The sequence below is a fragment of the Pseudomonas sp. NPDC088890 genome, assembly GCF_044900155.1.
GTDB lineage: Bacteria > Pseudomonadota > Gammaproteobacteria > Pseudomonadales > Pseudomonadaceae > Aquipseudomonas > Aquipseudomonas urmiensis.
Genome location: NZ_JBJDNG010000003.1, coordinates 254,217 through 276,487 on the forward strand (window position 1 = coordinate 254,217; position 22,271 = coordinate 276,487).

Annotated in this window: 23 protein-coding genes; 12 read left to right on the forward strand and 11 right to left on the reverse strand. The window is 61.8% G+C overall.

Annotated features, from left to right (window positions below; all coding sequences use genetic code 11):
- Positions 1-30: 30 nt before the first annotated feature.
- Positions 31-984, forward strand: a complete 954-nt coding sequence (locus ACI2JX_RS08960) for a threonine dehydratase (protein WP_404689920.1) — start codon at positions 31-33, stop codon at positions 982-984.
- Positions 985-1,103: 119 nt separating this feature from the next.
- Positions 1,104-1,742, forward strand: coding sequence for a LysE family translocator (locus ACI2JX_RS08965; protein ID WP_404689921.1), 639 nt, complete (start codon positions 1,104-1,106; stop codon positions 1,740-1,742).
- Here ACI2JX_RS08965 and ACI2JX_RS08970 read toward each other — a convergent pair.
- The 3 genes from ACI2JX_RS08970 to ACI2JX_RS08980 form a co-directional block, all read right to left on the reverse strand.
- Entirely contained in the window at positions 1,712-2,503 is a 792-nt protein-coding gene (locus ACI2JX_RS08970) for a helix-turn-helix domain-containing protein (protein ID WP_404689922.1), read from the reverse strand. The two genes, ACI2JX_RS08965 and ACI2JX_RS08970, sit on opposite strands and share 31 nt — an antisense overlap.
- Positions 2,504-2,858: 355 nt before the next feature.
- The gene (locus ACI2JX_RS08975) at positions 2,859-3,173 is read right to left on the reverse strand and encodes a hypothetical protein (protein ID WP_404689923.1); all 315 of its coding nucleotides are present in this window, start codon (positions 3,171-3,173) and stop codon (positions 2,859-2,861) included.
- Positions 3,174-3,877: 704 nt separating this feature from the next.
- On the reverse strand, positions 3,878-5,122 hold the full coding sequence (locus tag ACI2JX_RS08980; RefSeq protein WP_186557477.1) for a putative porin: 1,245 nt from the start codon (positions 5,120-5,122) through the stop codon (positions 3,878-3,880).
- Positions 5,123-5,375: 253 nt separating this feature from the next.
- Here ACI2JX_RS08980 and ACI2JX_RS08985 point away from each other — a divergent pair, with 253 nt between their 5' ends.
- Complete coding sequence (locus ACI2JX_RS08985) at positions 5,376-6,503, forward strand: GNAT family N-acetyltransferase (RefSeq protein ID WP_404689924.1); 1,128 nt, start codon at positions 5,376-5,378, stop codon at positions 6,501-6,503.
- Positions 6,504-6,631: 128 nt separating this feature from the next.
- Here the strand turns inward: ACI2JX_RS08985 and ACI2JX_RS08990 are convergent, their stop codons facing one another.
- From ACI2JX_RS08990 to ACI2JX_RS09005, 4 genes are all read right to left on the reverse strand, one after another.
- Complete coding sequence (locus ACI2JX_RS08990; protein WP_186557479.1) at positions 6,632-8,464, reverse strand: ABC transporter ATP-binding protein; 1,833 nt, start codon at positions 8,462-8,464, stop codon at positions 6,632-6,634.
- Positions 8,465-8,526: 62 nt separating this feature from the next.
- Positions 8,527-9,084 (reverse strand): peptidylprolyl isomerase, encoded by a 558-nt coding sequence (locus ACI2JX_RS08995; RefSeq protein ID WP_404689925.1) that lies wholly within the window; start codon positions 9,082-9,084, stop codon positions 8,527-8,529.
- Complete coding sequence (locus ACI2JX_RS09000; RefSeq protein ID WP_404689926.1) at positions 9,078-9,890, reverse strand: alpha/beta fold hydrolase; 813 nt, start codon at positions 9,888-9,890, stop codon at positions 9,078-9,080. The genes ACI2JX_RS08995 and ACI2JX_RS09000 overlap by 7 nt, the downstream gene beginning before the upstream one ends.
- A gap of 11 nt (positions 9,891-9,901) precedes the next feature.
- Positions 9,902-10,825, reverse strand: coding sequence for a LysR family transcriptional regulator (locus ACI2JX_RS09005; protein ID WP_186557482.1), 924 nt, complete (start codon positions 10,823-10,825; stop codon positions 9,902-9,904).
- A gap of 48 nt (positions 10,826-10,873) precedes the next feature.
- Between ACI2JX_RS09005 and ACI2JX_RS09010 the strand changes: the two genes are divergently transcribed.
- The 3 genes from ACI2JX_RS09010 (at position 10,874) to ACI2JX_RS09020 (ending at position 13,034) form a co-directional block, all read left to right on the forward strand.
- A complete protein-coding gene (locus ACI2JX_RS09010) occupies positions 10,874-11,188 on the forward strand; it encodes a 3-phosphoglycerate kinase (RefSeq protein ID WP_264237082.1) in 315 nt (104 codons plus the stop codon).
- Positions 11,189-11,296: 108 nt separating this feature from the next.
- Positions 11,297-11,896 carry an FMN-dependent NADH-azoreductase gene (locus ACI2JX_RS09015; RefSeq protein ID WP_368972424.1) on the forward strand — a complete coding sequence of 200 codons (600 nt, stop codon included), beginning with the start codon at positions 11,297-11,299 and terminating at the stop codon, positions 11,894-11,896.
- 259 nt (positions 11,897-12,155) lie between these two features.
- Positions 12,156-13,034, forward strand: coding sequence for a carboxylate/amino acid/amine transporter (locus tag ACI2JX_RS09020; RefSeq protein ID WP_264237084.1), 879 nt, complete (start codon positions 12,156-12,158; stop codon positions 13,032-13,034).
- A gap of 48 nt (positions 13,035-13,082) precedes the next feature.
- Here ACI2JX_RS09020 and ACI2JX_RS09025 read toward each other — a convergent pair whose 3' ends face one another.
- Positions 13,083-14,384 carry a mechanosensitive ion channel family protein gene (locus tag ACI2JX_RS09025; RefSeq protein ID WP_404689927.1) on the reverse strand — a complete coding sequence of 434 codons (1,302 nt, stop codon included), beginning with the start codon at positions 14,382-14,384 and terminating at the stop codon, positions 13,083-13,085.
- 143 nt (positions 14,385-14,527) lie between these two features.
- Between ACI2JX_RS09025 and ACI2JX_RS09030 the strand changes: the two genes are divergently transcribed.
- Positions 14,528-15,850, forward strand: coding sequence for a DEAD/DEAH box helicase (locus ACI2JX_RS09030; RefSeq protein WP_186557487.1), 1,323 nt, complete (start codon positions 14,528-14,530; stop codon positions 15,848-15,850).
- A gap of 78 nt (positions 15,851-15,928) precedes the next feature.
- Here the strand turns inward: ACI2JX_RS09030 and ACI2JX_RS09035 are convergent, their stop codons facing one another.
- Positions 15,929-16,201, reverse strand: coding sequence for a hypothetical protein (locus tag ACI2JX_RS09035; protein ID WP_404689928.1), 273 nt, complete (start codon positions 16,199-16,201; stop codon positions 15,929-15,931).
- 188 nt (positions 16,202-16,389) lie between these two features.
- On the opposite strand from ACI2JX_RS09035, the gene ACI2JX_RS09040 reads away from it, so the two are divergent.
- The 3 genes from ACI2JX_RS09040 to ACI2JX_RS09050 all read left to right on the forward strand — a co-directional run bounded on the left by ACI2JX_RS09040 (position 16,390) and on the right by ACI2JX_RS09050 (position 18,121).
- The gene (locus ACI2JX_RS09040) at positions 16,390-16,614 is read left to right on the forward strand and encodes a BrnA antitoxin family protein (protein WP_404689929.1); all 225 of its coding nucleotides are present in this window, start codon (positions 16,390-16,392) and stop codon (positions 16,612-16,614) included.
- 78 nt (positions 16,615-16,692) lie between these two features.
- Positions 16,693-17,097, forward strand: coding sequence for a transcriptional regulator (locus ACI2JX_RS09045; protein ID WP_186557490.1), 405 nt, complete (start codon positions 16,693-16,695; stop codon positions 17,095-17,097).
- Between the two features lie 97 nt (positions 17,098-17,194).
- Positions 17,195-18,121, forward strand: coding sequence for a DMT family transporter (locus tag ACI2JX_RS09050; RefSeq protein WP_368972419.1), 927 nt, complete (start codon positions 17,195-17,197; stop codon positions 18,119-18,121).
- Positions 18,122-18,235: 114 nt separating this feature from the next.
- Here the strand turns inward: ACI2JX_RS09050 and ACI2JX_RS09055 are convergent, their stop codons facing one another.
- Positions 18,236-19,396: an MFS transporter gene (locus ACI2JX_RS09055; protein WP_404689930.1), complete on the reverse strand. Its 1,161-nt coding sequence runs from the start codon at positions 19,394-19,396 to the stop codon at positions 18,236-18,238.
- A gap of 106 nt (positions 19,397-19,502) precedes the next feature.
- Here ACI2JX_RS09055 and ACI2JX_RS09060 point away from each other — a divergent pair, with 106 nt between their 5' ends.
- The gene (locus ACI2JX_RS09060; RefSeq protein WP_264237089.1) at positions 19,503-20,396 is read left to right on the forward strand and encodes a putrescine utilization regulator PtrR; all 894 of its coding nucleotides are present in this window, start codon (positions 19,503-19,505) and stop codon (positions 20,394-20,396) included.
- A 125-nt stretch (positions 20,397-20,521) separates the two neighbouring features.
- Positions 20,522-20,650, forward strand: coding sequence for a PA1414 family protein (locus ACI2JX_RS09065; protein ID WP_256214945.1), 129 nt, complete (start codon positions 20,522-20,524; stop codon positions 20,648-20,650).
- A gap of 81 nt (positions 20,651-20,731) precedes the next feature.
- On the opposite strand, the gene ACI2JX_RS09070 is transcribed toward ACI2JX_RS09065, so the two are convergent.
- Positions 20,732-22,111, reverse strand: a complete 1,380-nt coding sequence (locus ACI2JX_RS09070) for a sodium:solute symporter (protein WP_264237090.1) — start codon at positions 22,109-22,111, stop codon at positions 20,732-20,734.
- Positions 22,112-22,271 lie beyond the last annotated feature (160 nt).

The following is a 22,271-nucleotide window of genomic DNA, read 5'->3' on the forward strand; positions in this document are numbered from 1 at the left end:
CAACCTCAGCCCCGATGAAGGATGATCGCCATGTTCGACCTGCCTGCCCTGCGTGAAGCCGCCGCTTTCGTGCACCAGCATGTTCCCGCCACCGCTCAGCACGCGTGGCCTTTGCTAGCCGAGCGGGTGGGCTGCAAGGTGTGGGTCAAGCACGAGAACCATGCCCCTACCGGTGCATTCAAAGTGCGTGGCGGGTTGGTCTATGTGCGCTCGCTGCTGGCCAGCGGCAAGCCGCCACGCGGGCTGGTCACGGCTACCCGTGGCAACCATGGCCAGAGCATGGCGCTGGCCGCGGGCCAGGCGGGTATCCCATTGGTGATCGTGGTGCCTGAGGGCAACTCGCGGGAGAAAAACGCTGCCATGCGCGCGCTGGGCGCCGAGCTGATCGAGCATGGGGTGGACTTTGACGTGGCCCGCGAGGAGGCTGCCAGGCTGGCCGCCGAGCTTGGCTATGAGATGGTGCCGTCGTTCCACGCTGAACTGGTGCGCGGCGTGGCGACGTACGCGCTTGAGTTGTTCGAAGCCGTGGCGGAGCTCGATTGCGTCTACGTGCCGATCGGCATGGGCTCAGGGATCTGTGGCCTGATCCAGGCGCGCAATCTGCTGGGGTTGAAGACGCAGATCGTTGGCGTGGTGTCCAGCGCTGCCGATGCCTATGCGCAGAGTTTCGAGCGGGGCCGGATCGTCACCACCGCGACGGCCGACACCTTTGCCGATGGCATGGCCTGCCGGGTCCCTCACCCGGATGCCTTCGCCATGATCGGCGAACATGCGGCGCGGATCGTGCGGGTCAGCGACGAGGAGATCGCCCAGGCCATGCGCATCTACCACGAGACCACTCATAACACCGCTGAAGGCGCAGGTGCGGCCGCACTGGCAGCGTTGCTCCAGGAGCGTGACAGCCAGCAGGGCAAGCGGGTGGCGGTGGTGCTCAGTGGGGCGAATATCGATCGCCAGCGTTATGCACAAGTGCTGCTGGATTAAGCCGGCAGGGAGTGGCGCTGCGCGTTAGCGTGTTGGGTTTTGGCATCAGCAATTTGTTCCAATACACGTTGCCGTCTCTTCCGTTAGATAGCTGCTTGCCCTTTCGTAGTCGAGTCCCCATGCCTTTTTCCAATGGTTTTCTCCTCAGCCTGTCCCTGTGCCTGGACATCGGCATTGCCAATATCGCCATGATCACCCTGGCCATGCAGCGCGGCTTTGTTCAGGGTTTCTGGTTGGGGCTGGGCACCTGCGTGGGTGATTTGGTCTATGCCGTTGCGGCGCTGGCGGGGATGACGGTGTTGCTGCAGTTCGAGACTGTGCGCTGGGTCTTGTGGCTGGGCGGCTCGGTTTTGCTGGTGTGGTTTGCCGTAAAGATGCTGCTGGCGGCCTGGCGCGGTGGGCACGTGGATGGCCGGGCCGAGGTGGTGGTGGAGTCGGGCTGGCGCGAGTTTTTGCGCGGGATCTTCCTGGCCATGTCATCGCCCAGTGCGATTCTCTGGTTCGCCGCAGTGGGTGGGGTGCTGATCTCCCGTTCAGGGGCCGGCAGTGTGCTGGATGCGGGGTTGTTTCTCAGTGGCTTCTTTGCCGCTGGGTTGCTCTGGTGCGTGAGTCTGTGCGGCGTTGCCAGCCATGGCGGACGCTTGCTGGGGGATCGCTTGCTGACTTGGTCATACCTGCTGTCGGCGGCGATCTTCTGCTACTTCGCGGTGTATGTGATTGTCTCGGGTTATCGGGAATTCATTCTGGTCGCGGCATAGCACTGCGGGGTAACGCCGTGTACGCGGCGATAGGCGGTGATGAAGTGGCTTTGGTCATAAAAGCCCAGGTCCAGCGCGACGTCTCGCGGGTGTAGGCCGATGCGCAAACGGCGCCGGGCTTCGATCAGGCGCAGTTGCATGTGGTATTGCAAAGGCGCCAGGCCGGTGGCCTTCTTGAAGCAGCGTACGAAATGGTACTTGCTCAGGCCAGCCGCTTGCGCCAGTTGATCGAGCTCCAGGCGCAGGTCCAGATGCGCGCGCATCAGGGCCAAGCTGTTGGCGATGGCAACAGAGTGTTCTCCTGGTGATTTCGACGGTTGCTCCAGCAGTTGGGCGAGTACCAGTAACAGTGCTTGTTCGCGCTGATCATCAGGCGCCTGGGCCAGTTCGAGCAAGGCGCTGAACAGGGCAGGGTGGTGCAGGATGCCTTGCTCGAAGCTGGGAGGCTGGGTGGTCGAGCGTAGGTTGTTGTCGCCGATGACCTGGCTCATGGCGTCGGTGCTCAGGTGCAGGCTGATGTACTCGACGCCTCCTTCAGCGAATTCCGAGGCCTGTACGGCCAGTGGGTTGTAGAGCGTGACCTGGCCTGGGGGGACTTCTAGTTCGTGGCCGTCGAGCCAGATCTGTTCGTGGCCGCTTAGGTTGGCGCCCAGTACGTATTCGTCATGGGTGTGCCTTGCGAAGCGTGCGCTGCCGTGGGCTCGTACCCATGAGAGATCGAGCTGTGGGGAGGCGTGCAGGGGTTCGCAGGTCAATGGCATGGGGGCTTCCTTGGTGGGTGGTGTAACGCTAGCGGAGCTGGGGTTGGGGGGCAATGCTGGATTTGGTGTTCTGGTGTTCTGGTGTTCTGGTGTTCTGGTGTTGGGGGCTTATCCGTTTTTTGGGGTGCTGCTACTGGCCCCTTCCGCCCTTACGGCGGGTCACTTTTTGGCAAACGCCCGGTGTGCCGGCCCAGCCAAAAGTAACCAAAAAGGTCTGCGCTCCACCATCCGGCCCTCCGCTGCGCTACGGGTCCCTTCGCGCCGGCGCCTTCCGGGCCCGCGCGGCCTACGATTTGCTGCGCAAATCTACATCTCGCGCCTTCGGCTGCGCCGAAGGGTGCTGACGCACCTGGCCCTACAGGCACCTCTGCTCAGCCTCCTGAAGTCGCGAATCTGCGGCGCCTGCAATTACGCGCACGAAGATCAAGAGCAGGCGAATCGCTACGCTCTCGCCAAAGCCAAAGCCAAAGCCAAAGCCAAAGCCAAAGCCAAAGCCAAAGCCAAAGCCAAAGCCAAATTTTGATTTTTCTGCTGTGTTGTTTGTTCCGGCCTCTTCGCGGGCAAGCCCGCTCCCACAGGTACCGCGCTGTTCTTCCGGCTGGCGGTGAGCCTGTGGGAGCGGGCTTGCCCGCGAAGAGGCCAGAATATCCACCACACCAACCACAGGCACGGCGCCGTTCTTCTGGCTGGCGGTGAGCGTGTGGGAGCGGGCTTGCCCGCGAAGAGGCCAGAGCATCCACACACCTGCCACAGGCACGGCGCCGTTCTTCTGGCTGGCGGTGAGCGTGTGGGAGCGGGCTTGCCCGCGAAGAGGCCAGAGCATTCACCACACCTGCCACAAGTACCGCGCCGCTCTTGCGGCTGGCGGTACCCGTGGGAGCGGGCTTGCCCCGCGATGGCGTCCGACTATCCACCACATCTGCCACTATCGCCAGATAACGCCAGCCCAGTCGCCGCCACTAACTTCGCGACTTCAGGAGGCCGAGCGTAGGTGTCTGTAGGGCCAGGTGCGCAGCACCCTTCGGCGTAGCCGAAGGCGCGAGATGTAGATTTGCGTAGCAAATCGTAGGCCGCGCGGGCCCGGAAGGCACCGAAGCGAGGAGACCCGGAGCGCAGCGTAGGGCCGGATGGCGGAGCGCACGGCTTTTGGTTACTTTTGGCCACGACCAAAAGTGACCCGCCGTAAGGGCGGAAAGGTGACTCAGCGCCACCTTCGCCAATGGATATGCTCAAAACTCTAAAACCCCAACCCCAACCCCAACCCCAACCCCAAGCCCAAGCCCAAGCCCAACCCCAACCCCAACGAAAAAAAGCGAAAAGCGCCGGATGGGGTTCGGCACTTCCCGCTTTCACTAACGCAGAGCAACTACACCCTTAGAACTTAGCTTCCAGATCCACCTGCAACGTATCGACATCAGCATTGCTGTTAGGCAACTGAGACAAATCGGTCTTGGCCATCAGATAAGCAGCACCCACCGAGAAGTTCTTGTCGATCTCGTAGCCCACCTTGAACTTGTGACCGCGCGAACCCGTGAAGCCGTTACCGAAGTCAGAGTCGGTGAACAGGCTGACCACAGCGTTACGCTGCACATCGCGGTAGTTGTAGTCCAGGCTCCAGGCACCGAGCTTGGTCTTCAGGCCCGCCAGCCAAGCCTGGTCTTCGCCATCGGTGCTCTCGGTGTTCTTCACGTACTGACCATAGGCCGACAGCGGTACAGCCAGGCCAGTCAGGTCGATCTGACCGAAGCCTTCCACCAGGTTGAACTCGTTGGTGGTGTTGCCGAACGACTGCAGGATGGTGGCTTCCTTGTCGTTGTCATAGCCATAGATGCTCGCACCCACGGTGACCTTGAGGGCATCCATCGGCGCGAACTTCGCCCCCAGCTGGCCGTGGTAGACCTGGGCGTCGTGCTTGTACTGCACGCCGTCGCCGTCGACGTTGTCCTTGAGGGTGTATTGGCCCGCGCTGGCGAACACTTCGGCGCCGCCCAGGTCGGTCTTGTAGGTAGCAGCCACACCTTCCGGGTTGATGTCGCTGTCCCAGATGATGTCGCCCATGCTGACCCAAGGCTGGGCCATCTTGCCGCCGATCAGGTGCAGGCCGGGCAGGGCGGTCGGGTGCCAGTCGAGGTAGGCCAGGTCAACCCACAGCGACTTCTTGTCGAAGTAGTTGTCCAGGCTCTGGTTGGTCGAGCGACGGTCAGCGCTGCTGCCGGTGGCGACACGGATGCCGGCGTCGACCTGCGGGTTGATCTCGCTGTAGAAGCCAACGCGGGCACGCACGCGCTGACGGTCCTGGTTGCCGCTGGAGCTGTTCGGTTCGTCGACGTTGACGTCTTCGTAGCGCAAGCGCACATCGCCCTTGATCTGGGTCTTGGCGGCCCAGGCGACTTTCTGTTCAAAGGAGCTCATCCGCTCGGATTGAGCCTTCATGTCTGCCTTTTCCTTGGTTTCCTTCGACAGGTCGGCCTGCAGTTCGTTGTACTGCGCCTGGTTGATCGAGCCGTTGGCGCGGAGCATTTCGAGCAGCTTGGCGTCGACTGCAGCACTGGCTGGAGTACTCAGAGCCAGCATCAGGCCGGTGAGGCTCACTCCAGTAAGTGTAGAAACAAGACGCATAAGGTTCTCCCTGTTGGAAAAGTATGGGGAGGCTTGTGCGCCCGCCCCCGAGTTGGCAAGTCTTCGGAAAAGGCCTGAATAGACAGGTCGCTGGGGTTCCGGAAAACAGGCGCAAGTATTGCGAGGGGGGATGACAGAATAATGTCTATTTAGTGGCACTGCCGTTAAGAAAACCGCTGTCAGTGCGCTTGAGGTTTGTCAGTCGCGCCCTGCATCCGGGATACTGGCAGGCGCCTCTTGGAGAGTTGAAACCGTGATCAGCCTGTACAGCCTTGCTCATTTGCGCGACCTGCCAGTGGCGACCTGGGATGCGCTGGTGCCCGCCGGCCAGCCGTTTCTACGGCATGCGTTTCTCACAGCGATGGAGGACAGCGGCAGCGTCGTGCCCGCCACCGGCTGGGCTGCCGAGCACTTGATCCTGGAGCGTGACGGGCAGGTGCGCGCGGTGCTGCCGGCCTATCGCAAATGGCATTCGTTCGGCGAGTACGTGTTCGATCACGGCTGGGCCGATGCCTGTGAGCGCGCCGGGATTGCCTACTACCCCAAGTTACTGGGCGCCGTGCCGTTCAGCCCGGTCAGTGGCCCGCGATTGCTAACCGACGATCCTGCCGATGGCCTGCTGTTGTTGCAGGCGCTGCCTGAGTATCTGGGCAAGGGTGGCTTGTCGGGCGCCCACATCAACTTCACCGACAGCGCCCTGGACCAGTCGATTGCCGGTCTGCCGGGCTGGATGGAGCGCCTGGGTTGCCAGTTTCATTGGCGCAATCAGGGCTATCGCGATTTCCAGGATTTTCTCGATACCCTCAGCTCGCGCAAGCGCAAGCAGATGCGCAAGGAGCGTGAGCAGGTGCTGGGGCAGGGTATCGACTTCCAGTGGTATCGCGGCGATGAGCTGAGCCAAGCGCAGTGGGATTTCGTTTATCTGTGTTACGCCAACACCTATGCCGTACGTAGGCGAACGCCGTACCTCACGCGGGCGTTTTTCAGCCTGCTGGCCGAGCGCATGCCCGAGGCGATCCGCGTCGTGGTGGCGCGCCAGGCGGGGCGGGATGTGGCCATGGCGCTGAGCCTGATGGGCGGCGATAGCTTGTATGGGCGCTATTGGGGGTGCCTGGCCGAGTTCGATCGGTTGCACTTCGAGACGTGCTTCTACCAAGGCATGGACTTTGCCATTGCCCAAGGCTTGCAGCGCTTCGATGCGGGGGCGCAGGGCGAACACAAGCTGATTCGCGGATTTGAGCCGGTGATTACGCGGTCGTGGCACTACCTGTTGCATCCGGGGTTGAGGCGGGCGGTGGAGGATTTTCTTGGGCAGGAGCGCGAGGGGGTCAGGGCTTATGCCGAAGAGGCGCGGGGGATGCTGCCTTATCGGCGGGATTGATGGGTGGACTGTTGCAGCCTCATCGCGGGGCAAGCCCGCTCCCACGCAATGGCTGCATAGCTGCATAGCTGCATCTGGTTAGCGTGGGAGCGGGCTTGCCCCGCGATGGGGGCGCGCCAGCCTGAAACTCAATCGACGCCGACAAAACCGCCGGTCTGGTGATGCCACAAGCGCGCATACAGCCCTTGGTGCGCCAGCAGTTCGGCATGGGTTCCGCTTTCGACGATATGCCCTTTGTCCAGCACCACCAGCCGGTCCATCCGGGCGATGGTCGACAGCCGGTGGGCAATGGCGATCACCGTCTTGCCCTGCATCAGGGTCTCCAGGCTTTCCTGAATCGCCGCTTCCACCTCTGAATCCAGCGCCGAGGTGGCCTCATCCATGATCAGGATCGGTGCGTTCTTCAACAGCACCCGGGCAATGGCGATACGCTGACGCTGTCCGCCAGACAGCTTGACCCCGCGCTCACCCACATGCGCATCGAAGCCAGTGCGCCCCTGGGCATCGGACAGCTGCGGGATGAACTCGTCGGCCCTGGCCCCGCGCACGGCTTCCCACAACGCCTGTTCGCTGGCATCGGGGCGGCCGTACAGCAGGTTGTCGCGGATCGAGCGGTGCAACAGCGAGGTGTCCTGGGTGATCATGCCGATTTGCGCGCGCAGGCTGGCCTGGTTCACTTCGGCGATGTCCTGTCCATCGATCAGGATGCGCCCGCTTTCCAGGTCGTACAGGCGTAGCAGCAGATTGACCAAGGTCGATTTGCCTGCCCCAGAAGGGCCGATCAGGCCGATCTTCTCACCAGGGCGAATGTCCAGGTTGAGGCCGTCGATGACCTTGCCACCTTTGCCGTAATGGAAACCCACGTTGTCGAAGCGCACTGCGCCGCGGGTGACCTTGAGCACCGGGGCGTTGGGGCTGTCGGTGACCGTCACCGGCTGGGCGATGGTTTGCAGGCCATCCTGGACCATGCCGATGTTCTCGAAGATGCCGTTGACCACCCACATGATCCAGCCGGACATGTTGACGATACGAATCACCAATCCGGTGGCTAAGGCGATGGCGCCTACCGTGATCAGTGACTGGGTCCACAGCCACAGCGCAAGCCCTGTGGTGGTGACGACCAGCAAGCCGTTGAGGGTGGTGATCACCACGTCCATGCTGGTCACCACGCGAGCGGCCAGCTGGGTTTTCTCAGTCTGCTCGCGGATCGCCTCGCGAGCGTATTGCTGCTCGTAGTCGGTGTGGGCGAACAGCTTGAGGGTGGCGATGTTGGTGTAGCCATCGACAATGCGCCCCATCAGCTTGGAGCGCGCATCGGAGGAAATTACCGAGCGCTCCTTGACCCGCGGCACGAAGTACAGCAACGCGGCGATGTAGCAGGCAATCCACACCAGCAGCGGCAGCATCAGCCGCCAGTCAGCCTCGGCGAACAGCACCAGCGAGCTGATCGCATAGATCAACACGTGCCACAGCGCGTCAACCGCTTGTACCGCTGAGTCGCGCAGGGAGTTGCCGGTTTGCATGATGCGCTGGGCAATGCGCCCGGCGAAGTCGCTCTGGAAGAAGTTCAGGCTCTGCTTGAGCACATAGGTGTGGTTCTGCCAGCGGATCAGGCTGGTCATCCCCGGGTTGATGGTCTGGTGCACCAGCAGGTCGTGCAGGCCGAAAAACACCGGACGCAGCAGCAGGACCACCACCAGCATCCAGATCAGCTCGCCGCTGTGCTCGCTGAAGAAGTTGGCGTTGGGCGTGCCTTGGGCCAGATCGATGATCCGGCTCAGGTAGCTGAACATGGCCACCTCGATCAACGAGGCGACCAGGCCAACGATCAGCAGGGCCAAGAAGCTCGGCCACACCTGACGCAGGTAGTAGAGGTAGAACGGCCACACCGTACTCGGAGGCGCCTCGCTCGGCGCTTCGCGGAAGATGTCGATCAATTGCTCGAAACGGCGGTACAGCATGGGGGTTACAACTCCTGTTCTACCCGACCTGCAGGCGGTTCACATCCCTGTGAGGCCTGCACTCAGTCGATGCGTTTGGCAGACTTGATGAACACCGGATCGGCCGGTACATCACGCATGCCTTTTTTGATAGTGGTCGGCGAATTGACGATCTGGTCAACCACGTCCATGCCTTTGGTGACCTTGCCGAACACGGCATATCCGGCATCGCGACCTGGGTCGAGGAAGGCGTTGTCGGCAACGTTGATGAAGAACTGGCTGGTGGCCGAGTTCGGGTTGGAGGTGCGGGCCATGGACAGGGTGCCGCGGGCGTTGTGCAGGCCATTGCTGGCTTCGTTGCGGATCGGGTCGTTGGTTTTCTTCTGCACCATCTGCTCGGTGAAGCCGCCGCCCTGGACCATGAAGCCTGGGATCACACGGTGGAAGATGGTGTTGTTGTAGAAGCCACTGTCGACGTACTCAAGGAAGTTCTTGGTACTGATCGGCGCTTTTTCCGCGTTCAGCTCGATTTCGACCTGGCCGAAGCTGGTGTCGAGCAGAACGTGCGGGGTCTTGTCCGAGGCCATGACGCTGGTGGCGAAGGCAACCGAGCAGGCGGCGAGCAGGAGTTTTTTCAGCATGGGCTCAAAGATCCTTGAGAGGTGGAGGCGGCTGCTAGAAAGTGCAGCAGGGTCTGGTTGAAGACCTCGGGTTGATCGAGGGGTGTAGCGTGCCGGGAATCTTCTATGACTGCCAGTCTAGCCTGGGGTATCAAGGCGACGTAGCGCTGTTTCAGTTGTATCGGGGTGTAATCGTGGTCGGCGGCGATTACCAGGGTGGGACAGCCGATCTGGCCGATGCGTTCCGCCACGCCCCAATCGACGATGGCGTCGAAGCTCTTCAGGTACGCGCGCTTGTCGTTGCGTGCCCAGCGCTGGGCCATCTTCTGGCGAAGATCGGCTTGTTCGGGTTTGGGGAACAGCCGCTCGGCCAGGCCCTTGCCGACGGTTTCGACGCTGAGCAGACGCGCCAGGCCCCAGCGTTTCGCCCACCAGATCCAGTCGCTGCGGGTGCGTCGCTTGACCTCGGGGGCGCTGTTGACGATGCACAGGCTGCGTAGCCACTGCGGGTGGTCGACGGCGAACTGAAAGCCGATCATGCCGCCCATCGACAGGCCAACGAAGTGCACCGGACCGGTGCGCAGGTGTTCGAGCAGGGCCAGCAGGTCTTCGCTGAAGGTGGCGATTTGATAGCCGTCGCGGGGTTTGTCAGAGCGGCCGTGGCCGCGGATATCCATCAGGATCACCCGGTAGTGCCGGCTTAGTTCGGGCACCTGCAGCTCCCAGTCCTGGCAACTGGAGCCCAACCCATGCAACAGCACCAGGGGCTCGCCCTGGCCGTATTCCTCGTAATGCAGCGTGCATTCTTCGTGTTCGAAATAGGCCATGGGCGCGGTCCTCAGGCTTGCGGCGGGGCTGCGAAGGGCACGTCCAGGGGCGCAGTGTCGAAATTGCGCAGCAGGTCGATGAGGATCTGCGTGGCCGGGCCCAGGGTCTTTTCCTTGCTGGAGTAAAGGTAGAACAGTGGATGGCGACTGCCACCCTGATCCAGCGGCAATGGCTTGAGCACGCCGTCGCGCAGCTCGCGCTCGATCATGTGCCGGGGCAGCCAGGCAAAGCCCAGGCCGCTGCTGACGAAGGTGGCCGCAGTGCCCAGGCTACCTACCGTCCAGCGTTGTTCGGCGCCCAGCCAGCCGACATCCTTGGGTTGCGCGCGGCCAGAGTCACGGATTACCACCTGCAACTGGCTCTCCAGGTCCTGGAAGGTAATCTCCCGGCCCAGGCGGTGCAGGCTGTGTTCGGGGTGGGCGACGGCGACGAACTCCACCGAGCTCAGTTCGGTGCCCAGGTAGCCACCGATGCTGAAGCTGCTGATCGCAAGGTCGGCGATGCCTTCATGCAGGACTTCCTCGACCCCAGACAGCACCTCTTCGCGCAGCCGCACGCGGCAGCCTCGGCTCTGCGGCATGAACGCGCTCAGGGCGCGCACCAGGCGGGCGCTGGGGTAGGCGGCATCGACCACCACGCGCACCTCGGCCTCCCAGCCTTGTTCCATGTGATGGGCCAGGTCTTCGAGCTGGCTGGCCTGCTTGACCAGGTGGCGCGAGCGGCGCAGCAGCACGTTTCCAGCTTCGGTCAGCACGGCTTTGCGCCCGTCGATGCGCAGCAACGGCACGCCAAGTTGCTCCTGCATGCGTGCCACTGTGTAGCTGACCGACGATTGTGAGCGGTGCAGGGCCTCGGCGGCCTGGGCAAACCCTCCGTGATCGACCACTGCCTGCAGGGTTCGCCACTGATCCAGGGTTACGCGCGGCGCTTTCATCTTCAGCTCCTGTTGTCCTAAGCTGCGCTCTTTCAAGGAGAGCGCTCTATGAAGAAAAGTTGTGTGGCATTACTGCTGTGCCTGCCCCTTACCGCCATGGCATATCCCATCGATGTCGACAAGCAGGTGACCGGGGTCAAGGTCGACTACACCGCCTACGACACGGCCTACGACATCGGCAGCATCTCGCTGAACAACTATGGAGAGGTTGCGGCGTCGTGCAAGGTCACTTTCCGCAATGGCCCGGAAGCGCCACGGGTGCGTCGGGTCAATGTGCCGGCCAAGCAAAGCGTGGACGTTACCGCCAAGTTCAACCGGCAGATCATCAAGCTGCGGATCGGTTTGAGCTGTAAACCGGAATAAAACGGATTAGTCGATAGATTGAACCCACTTTTTACGCTTTTTTATCGATAGGTCAACCCTTAATCTTTCCTCCATCGAATCGCACCCTATTTGCCGATGGAGGCACCCATGTCCCGCGTATTGATCATCGAAAGCAGCGCCCGCCAGCAGGACTCCGTTTCGCGTCAATTGACCCGAGATTTCATTGCCCAATGGCAAGCGGCGCATCCGGCCGACGACATCAATGTGCGTGACTTGGCGGTGACTCCAGTGCCGCACCTGGACGCCAACCTGCTGGGTGGCTGGATGAAGCCTGAGGATCAACGCTCACAGATCGAGCGCGAAGCCCTGGAGCGTTCCAACGAATTGACCGATGAACTGCTGGCCGCCGATGTACTGGTGATGGCTGCCCCGATGTACAACTTCACCATCCCGAGCACGCTCAAGGCTTGGCTCGATCATGTACTGCGCGCCGGTATCACCTTCAAGTACACCCCGACCGGTCCACAGGGGCTGCTGACGGGCAAGCGTGCCATTGTCCTGACTGCCCGCGGTGGTATCCATGCCGGCGCCACCAGCGACCATCAGGAACCGTACCTGCGCCAGGTCATGGCCTTCATTGGTATCCATGACGTGACTTTCATTCATGCCGAAGGCCTGAACATGAGCGGCGACTTCCACGAGAAAGGGCTGAATCAGGCCAAGGCCAAGCTGGCTGCGGTGGCCTGAGTACCGACCAATTCCCAACCCTGACACCTGTTGCTCCTTGGGTGTGCCTGCCCGGCCATATGATGGCCGGGCTTTTTTATGCCTGAAGTTTTTCTAGCGCCTGGTCCGGCCTGATCGCGGGGCAAGCCCGCTCCCACGTGTATTGCGCCGTCAGCCATACCCGTGGGAGCGGGCTTGCCCCGCGATCAGGGCGCTACGCCAAGTTGATCGGTTTTTGCCAACCGGCTAAGGTCGCCGCCTTGATTTACGAGAGAGCACCATGGGCTACCTGATTATCGTCGCGCTGATCCAGGCGTTTTCCTTCAGCCTGATCGGCGAATACCTGGCCGGGCATGTCGACAGCTATTTCGCGGTCTTGGCGCGGGTGGTGTTGGCCGGCCTGGTGTTCCTGCCGCTCACCCGCTGGCGTCAGGTCGAACCGCGCTTCATGCGCTCGATGTTGCTGATCGGCGCATTGCAGTACGGCATCACCTACGTCTGCCTGTACTTGAGTTTCCGCGTGCTGACCGTGCCGGAAGTGCTGCTGTTCACCATTCTCACGCCGCTGCACGTGACCCTTATCGAAGATGCGCTGAACCGCCGCTTCAACCCTTGGGCGCTGCTCGCTGCACTGGTCGCGGTCGCGGGTGCCGCGGTGATCCGTATGGACAGCATCAGCGGCGACTTCTTCATCGGCTTCCTGTTGCTGCAATTGGCCAACTTCACCTATGCCGCCGGCCAGGTGCTGTACCGTCACCTGGTTGCCCGTCACCCAAGCGATCTGCCGCATTACAAGCGGTTTGGCTATTTCTACCTGGGCGCGTTGATCGTGGTGTTGCCGGCGTTCCTGCTGTTTGGCAATGCCCAGCACCTGCCGAGCACCGATGTGCAGTGGCTGGTGTTGCTGTTCCTGGGCCTGTGTCCGACTGCGCTGGGCTTGTACTGGTGGAACAAGGGCGCCTGCCTGGTTTCTGGCGCGACTTTGGCGGTGATGAACAACCTGCATGTGCCGGTCGGGCTGCTGCTCAATTTGCTGATCTGGAATCAGCACGAGCCGCTGGGGCGATTGTTCATTGGCGGCGCGGTAATTCTGGCCTCGGTGTGGCTCAGTCGCTTGGGCGGCAATCGGACTGCTCGCTCGCAGCAGACCTCCACCTGATTAAGACACTGCCTGTAAAAAAGGCGCCTGTTCGGCGCCTTTGGTTCTTCAGGCCTCTGCTGTTTCTGTAAGGCGCTGCGCCTGCGTTTCAACTGGCGCTCGGGCGGCGAGCCCTGCACGCATGTCATTGCCGCTCGGCTGCTGGTACAGACTCAGGCCAAACTCCGGCAGCACGGCCAGCAGATAATCGAAGATATCACCCTGGATGCGCTCGTAATCAGCCCAGGCCGTGGTGCGGGTGAAGCAGTAGATCTCCAAGGGCACGCCCTCAGCGGTGGTCTGCATCTGCCGCACCATGCAGGTCATGCTTTGCTGCACGTCAGGATGGTTCTGCAAATAGGCCAGGGCAAACGCACGGAAAGTACCGATGTTGGTCAGCCGCCGCCGGTTAGCCGACAACTCGGCTACGGGTCCCAGCGCTTCGTTCCAGTTCTGCAGTTCCTGGCGCTTGCTGGCCAGGTAATCACCGAGCAAGCGTACCTGGGTCAGGCGCTGTTCTTCCTCGCGGGTCAAGAAGCGGACACCGGCAGCATCGATGAACAGGCTGCGCTTGATCCGTCGCCCACCAGACTGCTGCATGCCGCGCCAGTTGCGGAACGACTCGCTCATCAGGCGCCAGGTCGGGATGGAAACGATGGTCTTGTCGAAGTTCTGCACCTTGACCGTGTGCAGGGTGATGTCCACCACATCGCCGTCAGCGCCGACTTGAGGCATTTCGATCCAGTCGCCGACGTGGAGCATGTCATTGCTGGTCAGCTGTACGCTGGCCACGAATGACAGCAAGGTGTCCTTGTACACCAACAGCAGCACCGCCGACATGGCGCCCAGGCCCGATAGCAGTAACAGCGGCGAGCGGTCGATCAGAGTGGCGATGATGACGATGACGCTGAGCACCCACAGGACCATCTTGGCCAACTGCACGTAGCCCTTGATCGAGCGGGTGCGGGCATGCTCGGTGCGGGCGTAGATGTCCAGCAGGGCATCGAGCAGGCATGAAACCGCCAGGGTCATGAACAGCAGGGTGAACGCCAGGGCAACATTGCCGAGAAAGTGCTGGGCGGTGTTGCCAAGTTCCGGGACCAGCTTCAGGCCGAACTGGATGATCAGCGAAGGGGTGGTCTGCGCCAGGCGATGAAACACCTTGTTGTGGCGCAGGTCGTCGAGCCACTTCAGCGCTTGTTGACGGGCCAGCAGACGGCTGGTGTGCAGCACCAGGAAGCGCGCCAGGCGACCGAGTACTAGGGAGATCAGCAGCAGTACCGCCAGGCCCAGGGCAGAATGCAGCAGCGGATGTTGGTCTAGGGTGCCCCAGAGGTCGAGGGTGTCGTGCCAGAGTCGTTGAATGTCCATGAGCGTTACAGCGGTCTATGTTGCGGAACGAGGCACGATTAGAGCGCGGATCGGCCAAAAGTTGCTAAAAGAAAATTCGGTTATGGCGGCGGAAAACGTTACCCTATGCAACTGAATTTACGTACTTGCCCGAGGTTGTCCCCGTGTTTTCCCAATTCGCCCTGCATGAACGCCTGCTCAAAGCCGTGGCCGAGCTGAACTTTGTCGAGCCGACTCCGGTGCAGGCGGCGGCCATCCCCCTGGCGTTGCAAGGGCGTGACCTGCGGGTGACGGCGCAGACCGGCAGCGGCAAGACCGCAGCTTTCGTCCTGCCGATGCTCAACCGCCTGGCTGACCTGGGTGGCCCGCGCGTTGAAATCCGTGCGTTGATCCTGCTGCCGACCCGCGAACTGGCCCAGCAGACCTTGAAACAGGTGCAGCTGTTCTCCCAGTTCACCTACATCAAGTCGGGCCTGGTCACTGGCGGCGAAGACTTCAAGGAACAGGCTGCGCTGCTGCGCAAGGTGCCGGACGTGCTGATTGGCACCCCAGGCCGCCTGCTCGAGCATCTGAACGCGGGCAACCTCGACCTCTCCCACGTTCAGGTCATGGTGCTGGATGAGGCTGACCGCATGCTCGACATGGGCTTTGCCGAAGACATGGAGCGCCTGTGCAAAGAGTGCGAGAACCGCGAGCAGACCCTGCTGTTCTCCGCCACCACCGGCGGCGCAGCGCTGCGCGACATCATTGGCAAAGTGCTGAAAAACCCTGAGCACCTGATGCTCAACAGCGTCTCGCAGTTGGCCGAAGGCACTCGTCAGCAGATCATCACCGCCGACCACGACCAGCACAAAGAGAAGATCGTCCAGTGGCTGCTGGACAACGAGACCTTCCAGAAGGCGATCATTTTCACCAATACCCGCGCCCTGGCTGACCGCGTCTATGGTCACCTGGTGGCCAAGGACGTCAAAGCCTTCGTGCTGCACGGCGAGAAGGACCAGAAAGACCGCAAGCTGGCCATCGAGCGCTTCAAGCAGGGTGGCTCCAAGGTGCTGGTCGCCACTGACGTGGCGGCACGTGGCCTGGACATCGACGGCCTGGACCTGGTGATCAACTTCGACATGCCGCGTAGTGGCGACGAATATGTGCACCGCATTGGCCGTACTGGCCGGGCTGGTGGCGAAGGTCTGGCGATCTCGCTGATCACCCACAACGACTGGAACTTGATGTCGAGCATCGAACGCTACCTCAAGCAGCAGTTCGAGCGCCGAGTGATCAAGGAGGTCAAAGGCACCTACAGCGGGCCGAAGAAGGTCAAGGCTTCCGGCAAGGCTGCCGGCGTCAAGAAAAAGAAAGTCGACAAGAAAACCGGCGACAAGAAGGCCGCTGCCAAGCGCAAGCCCACCGCCAAGCCACGGCCAAACGCACCGCTGACCAGCTCCGATGGCATGGCGCCGCTGAAAAAGCGCGCGCCGAAGGCTGAGTAAGGCGTTCTCCAGGCAACTACCGGTCTGCCCTGGCTTTGCCTAGGATGGACCGGCGCCTTGCCCCTCGCCGCGATCACCTCACTCCGCTTTTTTCTCCGCGACCTTGAGCTCCTGTAGCCTGCGGTCGATCAACTGGCACTTGTCAGGTAGATCTTTGCTTTCTGTCGCCATGTCCATGCCCTGAAGCTCGTCGTTGATCTCCTTGGCCTTTTGCGGGTTCTGCTCGGTCAGTTGCGACACCAACTTGGCCAGTTCTTCGCGTTTTGCGGTTGCCTCCTCCAGTGTGCAGGCCCAGCTGGGCAGGGCGAAGCACAGGCTGGCAAGCAGGGTGACTCGGTGCAGGGTCTTCATAAGATGAGCCTCGGTCAGCAAGTAATCGGTTGAGGCTATGACGGGGAGGAAAGTTCACCTGGGGAAAGTGCCTGGTCGAATCTCTTTTGCTTGTAATCCGCTTCCTAAATGCCCTGTTTGCTGCACTTAACCTCTGTTGATCTGCTGATGCTTCTTCTAGGCTCGCTGGCTTATAGGGAGTATTGTGTATGTATAAAAGTAAGGACGATCAGCAGATCGACACTTCAGACATTGCCGAGCTAGGTGATGATTTTTTTCGCCAGGCTGAGCTGCGGGTTCCAGCCAAACAGGCCGTGACGATCCGTCTTGATGCCGATGTATTGGCCTGGTTCAAGGAGCAGGGCACGGGCTACCAGACGCGTATAAATCAGTTGTTGCGCCAGTATATGCAGGCTCAGCAGCGCCATCGTTGAATTTCGATCGGAACGCTTGCAGCCCCATGCCGGTCCCAAGCTGTGTACCCCATCCGTTCACAGCAGGAGCCAACCTCCATGAGCAGCTACGACTGGGACCTGATCCAACGCTTGCTGCACGAAGTGCAAAATGGCGCTGATCACAGCTTTACGCCACGCCCCTACGCCGAGCAACACGCCGCGGCGCTGGCCGCCCAAGGCCAGCCGGTGGGCGATCTGGATCATCTGAAGACCCGCGCGTGCGAGTACGAGAAGATCCTCTTCGAGCGCGGCTTCATTGAATCTCGACCGGCAGAGGATGGCGGCAATGGCGAGAACTTCGTGCTCACCGAGCGTGGCTCGCGCTTGCTCAGTTTGATCGACAGCAGCATTCCTGGCTTCGAGCACCCGCGTCAGGTGCTGGATGAGCAGGAAGATCCGCTGGACGAAAACACCTTCGAGCACGTCTCGGCCAAGGCGCAGATTGCTGGCGGCGCAATTTAGGCTGGTAACGGCTGCGTGGCGAACCCGATAATCGGCACTGGATCCATTTTCTCTGCCGAGCCTTGCCCATGCCATCGAATGTACAAGGGGCCCGCCCATGAGTGCGGCCCGCAAGAACCCCGACGCTTTCGCCCTGCAACTGATGCTTGGTCTGTGCCTGATCTGGGGCAGCCAGCAGGTGATGATCAAATGGGCCGCCGTTGATATCGCCCCGGTGATGCAGGCGGCTTTCCGTTCCGGTATCGCTGCGCTGTTGGTCGGTATCTTGATCTGCTGGCGTGGTGGCTGGGGCCAGGTGGGCAGTACCTGGCGGGCGGGGTTGCTGGCTGGCGCACTGTTTGGCCTGGAATTTCTATTCATTGCCGAGGGGCTGAAGTTGACCTCGGCTGCGCACATGTCGGTGTTTCTCTACACCGCCCCGGTGTTCACCGCACTCGGCCTGCATTTCATGCTGCCCAGCGAGCGGCTGCGGCTTTTGCAGTGGTTGGGTATCTTGCTGTCGTTTGCCGGGATCGCTACAGCCTTCGCTGGCGGCTTGCAGCTCGATCAAATCGATGGTCGCACGCTTCTAGGCGATGCCTTTGGGGTGCTGGCGGGTTTGGCCTGGGGCGCGACTACGGTGGTGGTGCGCGGCTCGCGGCTGTCGGAAGCGCCGGCGACCTTGACCCTGTTTTATCAGCTGATGGTGGGCTTTGTCGGGCTGTTGCTGATTGCGCTGGTGAGCGGGCAGATCGGTAGGGTCACGTTGACCCCACTGGCGATGGGCAGCGTGTTGTTCCAGGGGATTGTGGTCTCGTTCGTCAGCTACCTGACCTGGTTCTGGTTGCTACGCAAGTATCTGGCTTCGAACCTGGCGGTGTTCTCCTTCATCACGCCGTTGTTTGGGGTGACCTTTGGCGTGCTGCTGTTGGGGGAGCCGCTGAGTGTGAACTTTGTCCTCGGGGCGGTGATGGTGTTGTGCGGGGTGATCCTGGTCAGTGCTGAGCCCTGGGTGCGTAAGCAGTTGCGCAAGGTGGTTGGCTAAGTAGTCATCTGAGCTGCTGATCGCGGGGCAAGCCCGCTCCCACGTTGGCCAACACCGGGTTGCGTGGGAGCGGGCTTGCCCCGCGACGAGGCCGGCAAAAACGCCCAGGCACGTTCAGGCCGTGCTAGTGCTCGTCTGACAAACCCGCGGTGCGCTGCGGCTGGTCACTACCAGGGCGCCGGCCAGTCCAAGTCCGCTGGCGGCCAACACCAGCGCAGGTTGCAGGCTACCACTGTAGTGATTGCTCAGCGCTGCCAGCAGCGGCCCACTCAATTGGCCCAGCGCGAAGCACGCGGTCAATAGTCCGGCATTGCGCTGCGTGGCATGCGGGGCCAGCTCCCGCGAGCGCTGCATGACCAATTGCATGCAGGCCAGGAACGGCCCTCCACACAGCACCACCCCCAGGGCCAGGCCAAACCCATCACCCAGCAGGCAGGCCAGCACGCCTAGGCCTTGCAGCCAAAGGGTTGCGGCCAGCCAGCCGGTAGTCCGCCCAGGTCGGCGCACACTCACCAGTACCACGCCCAACGCGGCAGCCAGGCCAAACGCTGGCCAGAACAGGTCGGCCAGCCAATGCCCGTGAAAACGCTGGTTGGCCATCTGCGAGAGAAATGTGGCCGGCAAGATATACCCCACCCCATAAAGCCCATACACCAGCCCCAGGCGGGCGATGCCAGGGCTCGGCACCGAACGTGCGACCGCTGCTGGTGCAGGCGCCAGCGCCCTTGGCAACCACGGCCGCACTGTAAGCAACATGACCAGCGCGGCCACTGCATAGACCAGCCACAAGCCTGCCGAGTCCATCCCCAGCAGGTGTGCCCCCAGCGCCAGCAGCCCGGTCAGCGCAATGCCCACACCAGGCCCCGCGAACACCAGGGCGCCCAGTCGCGGTGTGCCATGAGCGGCTGCCAGCTGTTGCGTGAGGCTGGTAATCATCACCAGCACCCAGGCGCTGGCAACGCCAGTGCCAAAGCGCAGCAGCAGATGGCTCCAGAAACCATTGGCTATCCACGAGGCGAGGGTCAACACCACGCACAGCCACAGGCCAGCATGCAGCCGTAGGCGTACTTGGCCAGGCTGGCGAGCGAACATGGCGTCCACCGCGCCGAGGAAATAGCCCAGGTAGTTGGCGGCGGCGACAAGGCCAGCGGCAGTCAGGTCGAATTGCCCTTCAGCGATCAGGCTGGGCAGTTGTGGGGTCAGGGCGAAGCGGCCGATGCCCATGGCCATCATCAGGGCCACGGCACTGGCCAGTAGTTGTACGAGCGGCGACATGAGGATGCTCCTGCCAGGTGTGAGTCGATGAGTGGCAGGGTAAGGCCGATTGACTTTCAATAAAATTGAATAATGATGATGAAGTTGTTCTGTTATGGAGAATGTCATGGAGTTCAGTCAACTGCGCATCTTCCAGGCTGTGGCCGAAGAAGGTTCGCTTACTCGTGCCGCCGAGCGCTTGCACCGCGTGCCGTCGAACCTGTCGACGCGGCTGCGACAGCTGGAGGAGCAGTTGGGTGTCGAGCTGTTCTTGCGTGAGCGCCAGCGCTTGCAGTTGTCGCCAGCCGGAAAGGTGCTGCTCGACTACGCCAACCGTTTGTCGACCCTGCACGACCAAGCGGTGGCGGCAGTGCAGGGCGGTCAACCCGCAGGGGACTTCGTCCTGGGCACGATGTACAGCACGGCGGCGACGCATCTGCCGCCGTTGCTGGCCCGCTATCACCAGACTTACCCAGCGGTAAACCTGCAGGTACAGGCCGCCCCTAGCGGCGATCTGCTGGAAGGGCTGATGAGCCACCGCTTGGATGCCGCCTTGGTCGATGGGCCGCCCAACCTGGCAGGGCTTGATGGCGTGCCACTGTGCGAAGAAGTCTTGGTACTGATCACCAGCCCAGAGCACCCCCCGGTGCACAGCGCCCGGGATGTGGCGGGACGGGCGGTGTTCACCTTCCGCCAGGGCTGCTCCTACCGGATGCGCCTGGAAGCCTGGTACGCCCACGCCCACACGCCGATGGGCCGGGTCATGGAAATCGAGTCCTACCAGAGCATGCTGGCCTGTGTCATTGCCGGGGCAGGGGTGGCGTTGATGGCGCAATCGATGCTCGACAGCCTGCCAGGACGTGAGCAGATTCGCGTCCACCGGCTGCAAGCACCCTTCGATCAGGCCGTAACCTGGTTGATGTGGCGCCAGGGTATGTGTGGGGCAAATTTGCAGGCGTGGATCGATCTGCAACAAGGCGAAACAGTTGACCGACCGTCGGAACGCCCCGCGACCGCTTGATCCGGGTCAAAATCGTCCCTATCTATACGATTAGGCGAATGCGTAATGCAGGACATCGGACTATGATCTGTATGAAACATCGCAGAATCGATTTTGCCGTGAGGCTGACCCGTGAAGGGGGCTCTATGAAAAAACCACTGTTCAACTGGCTCCACGACCTGGCTGTCGCCTTGGGCCTGATTCCGCCACCGCTGCAGCCGGTGCCGATTCCCACCGACGAAGAGCAGCGCAAGCGCCAACCTCGTCGCCGTTGACATGACAAAGGCCGCGGCATCGATCAGATGCAGCGGCCTTTTCGTTTCAGCCGATTGGGCTGCCGGGCAGCCCAATAATGATCAGGCTAGGTTCACCGCGGCCATCGGGCGACGCGACAGCAGGCTGACCAGCACAAAGCTCAGCAGACCAATCGCCAGGCTGTAGTAGATCGGCGTATTGGCATCCAAACCATCCTTGAACATGAACAGCAGCGCGGTGGCAAAGCCCAGCGACATGCTGGCGATCGCCCCTGCGGTGGTCGCACGCTTCCAGAAGATCGCCCCGATCAGCGGCACCAGCATACCGCCGACCAGCAGGTTGTAAGCCAGGGTCAGCGCGCTGATCACATCGTTCACTGCCAAGGCGATGCCCAGCACTACCAGGCCGGTGAGCAAGGTGAACAGGCGGCTGACCCCCAGGCTCGACTGCTTGCCGCCACGCAACTTGGGCAGCAGGTCTTCGGTGATGGTGGTGGAGGCCGCCAGCAAGCCGGCGCTGGCCGTCGACATCATCGCCGCCAGGGCGGCCGCCATCAGCAGGCCACGGATGCCATCGGGCAGGGTGGTCTTGATCATCGCCGCGAAGGCGTTGTTCGGGTTGGCCAGGTCCGGCATCAGCACGTGGGCGGCCATGCCGATCAGGGCGCAGGCCAAACCGTACAGCACGCAGTAGATACCGGCGGTGGTACCGGCGCGCTGGCAGACCTTTTCGTCACGGGCGGTGAACACCCGCTGCCAGATGTCCTGGCCGATGAGGATGCCGAAGAAGTAGATCAGGAAGTAGGTGATGATGGTGTCCCAGCCGATGGTGGTCCAGCTGAAGCTGGCCGCCGGCAGCTGTGCCACCAGTTGATCCCAGCCACCGACCTTGTACAGGCACACCGGCAGCAGGATGAACATCAGGCCGACGGTCTTGATCACGAACTGGACGATATCGGTGAGGGTCAGCGACCACATGCCGCCAATGGTCGAGTACACCACCACCACGCCGCCACCGAGCAGCAGCGACAGCCAGAACGGCAGGTCGAGCAGGACCTGCAATACCGTGCCCATGGCCAGGGTCGAGGTGACGCCGATCATCAGCGCGTAGGCCAGCATGATGACCGCACTGGCTTGGCGCGCCATGGGGTTGTAGCGCCGCTCAAGCACCTGGGTGACGGTGAAGATACGCAGGCGCAGCAAGGGTTTGGCGAGGAATAGGTTCAGCGCGATGATTCCCAGGCCCAGTGCCGCGCACAGCCAGAAACCGGAGATACCATGGACATAGCCCAGGCGCACGGTGCCGACGGTCGAAGCACCACCCAGCACCGTGGTGGCCATGGTGCCCATGTACAGGGTCGGGCCGAGATTGCGTCCGGCTACCAGGTAGTCTTCGTGGGTTTTTGCCCGCCGCATGCCGTACCAGCCAAGCGCGAGCATGCCGGCGGCATAGATCAGTACTACGATGATGTCCAAGGCCATTGGGGGTCTCCCGATTATCTTTATTATGGCGAGATCGACCGTCCGGGCAGGTGCACGGCGCCCGGCGGTCTTGTCTTGTATTGGCGGGCCTCACCGGCCCCTCTTCATGGCTCCTGCCTGGGTCACGCGCAAGCGGGCTTGTTTCGCGATAGCGATCGCG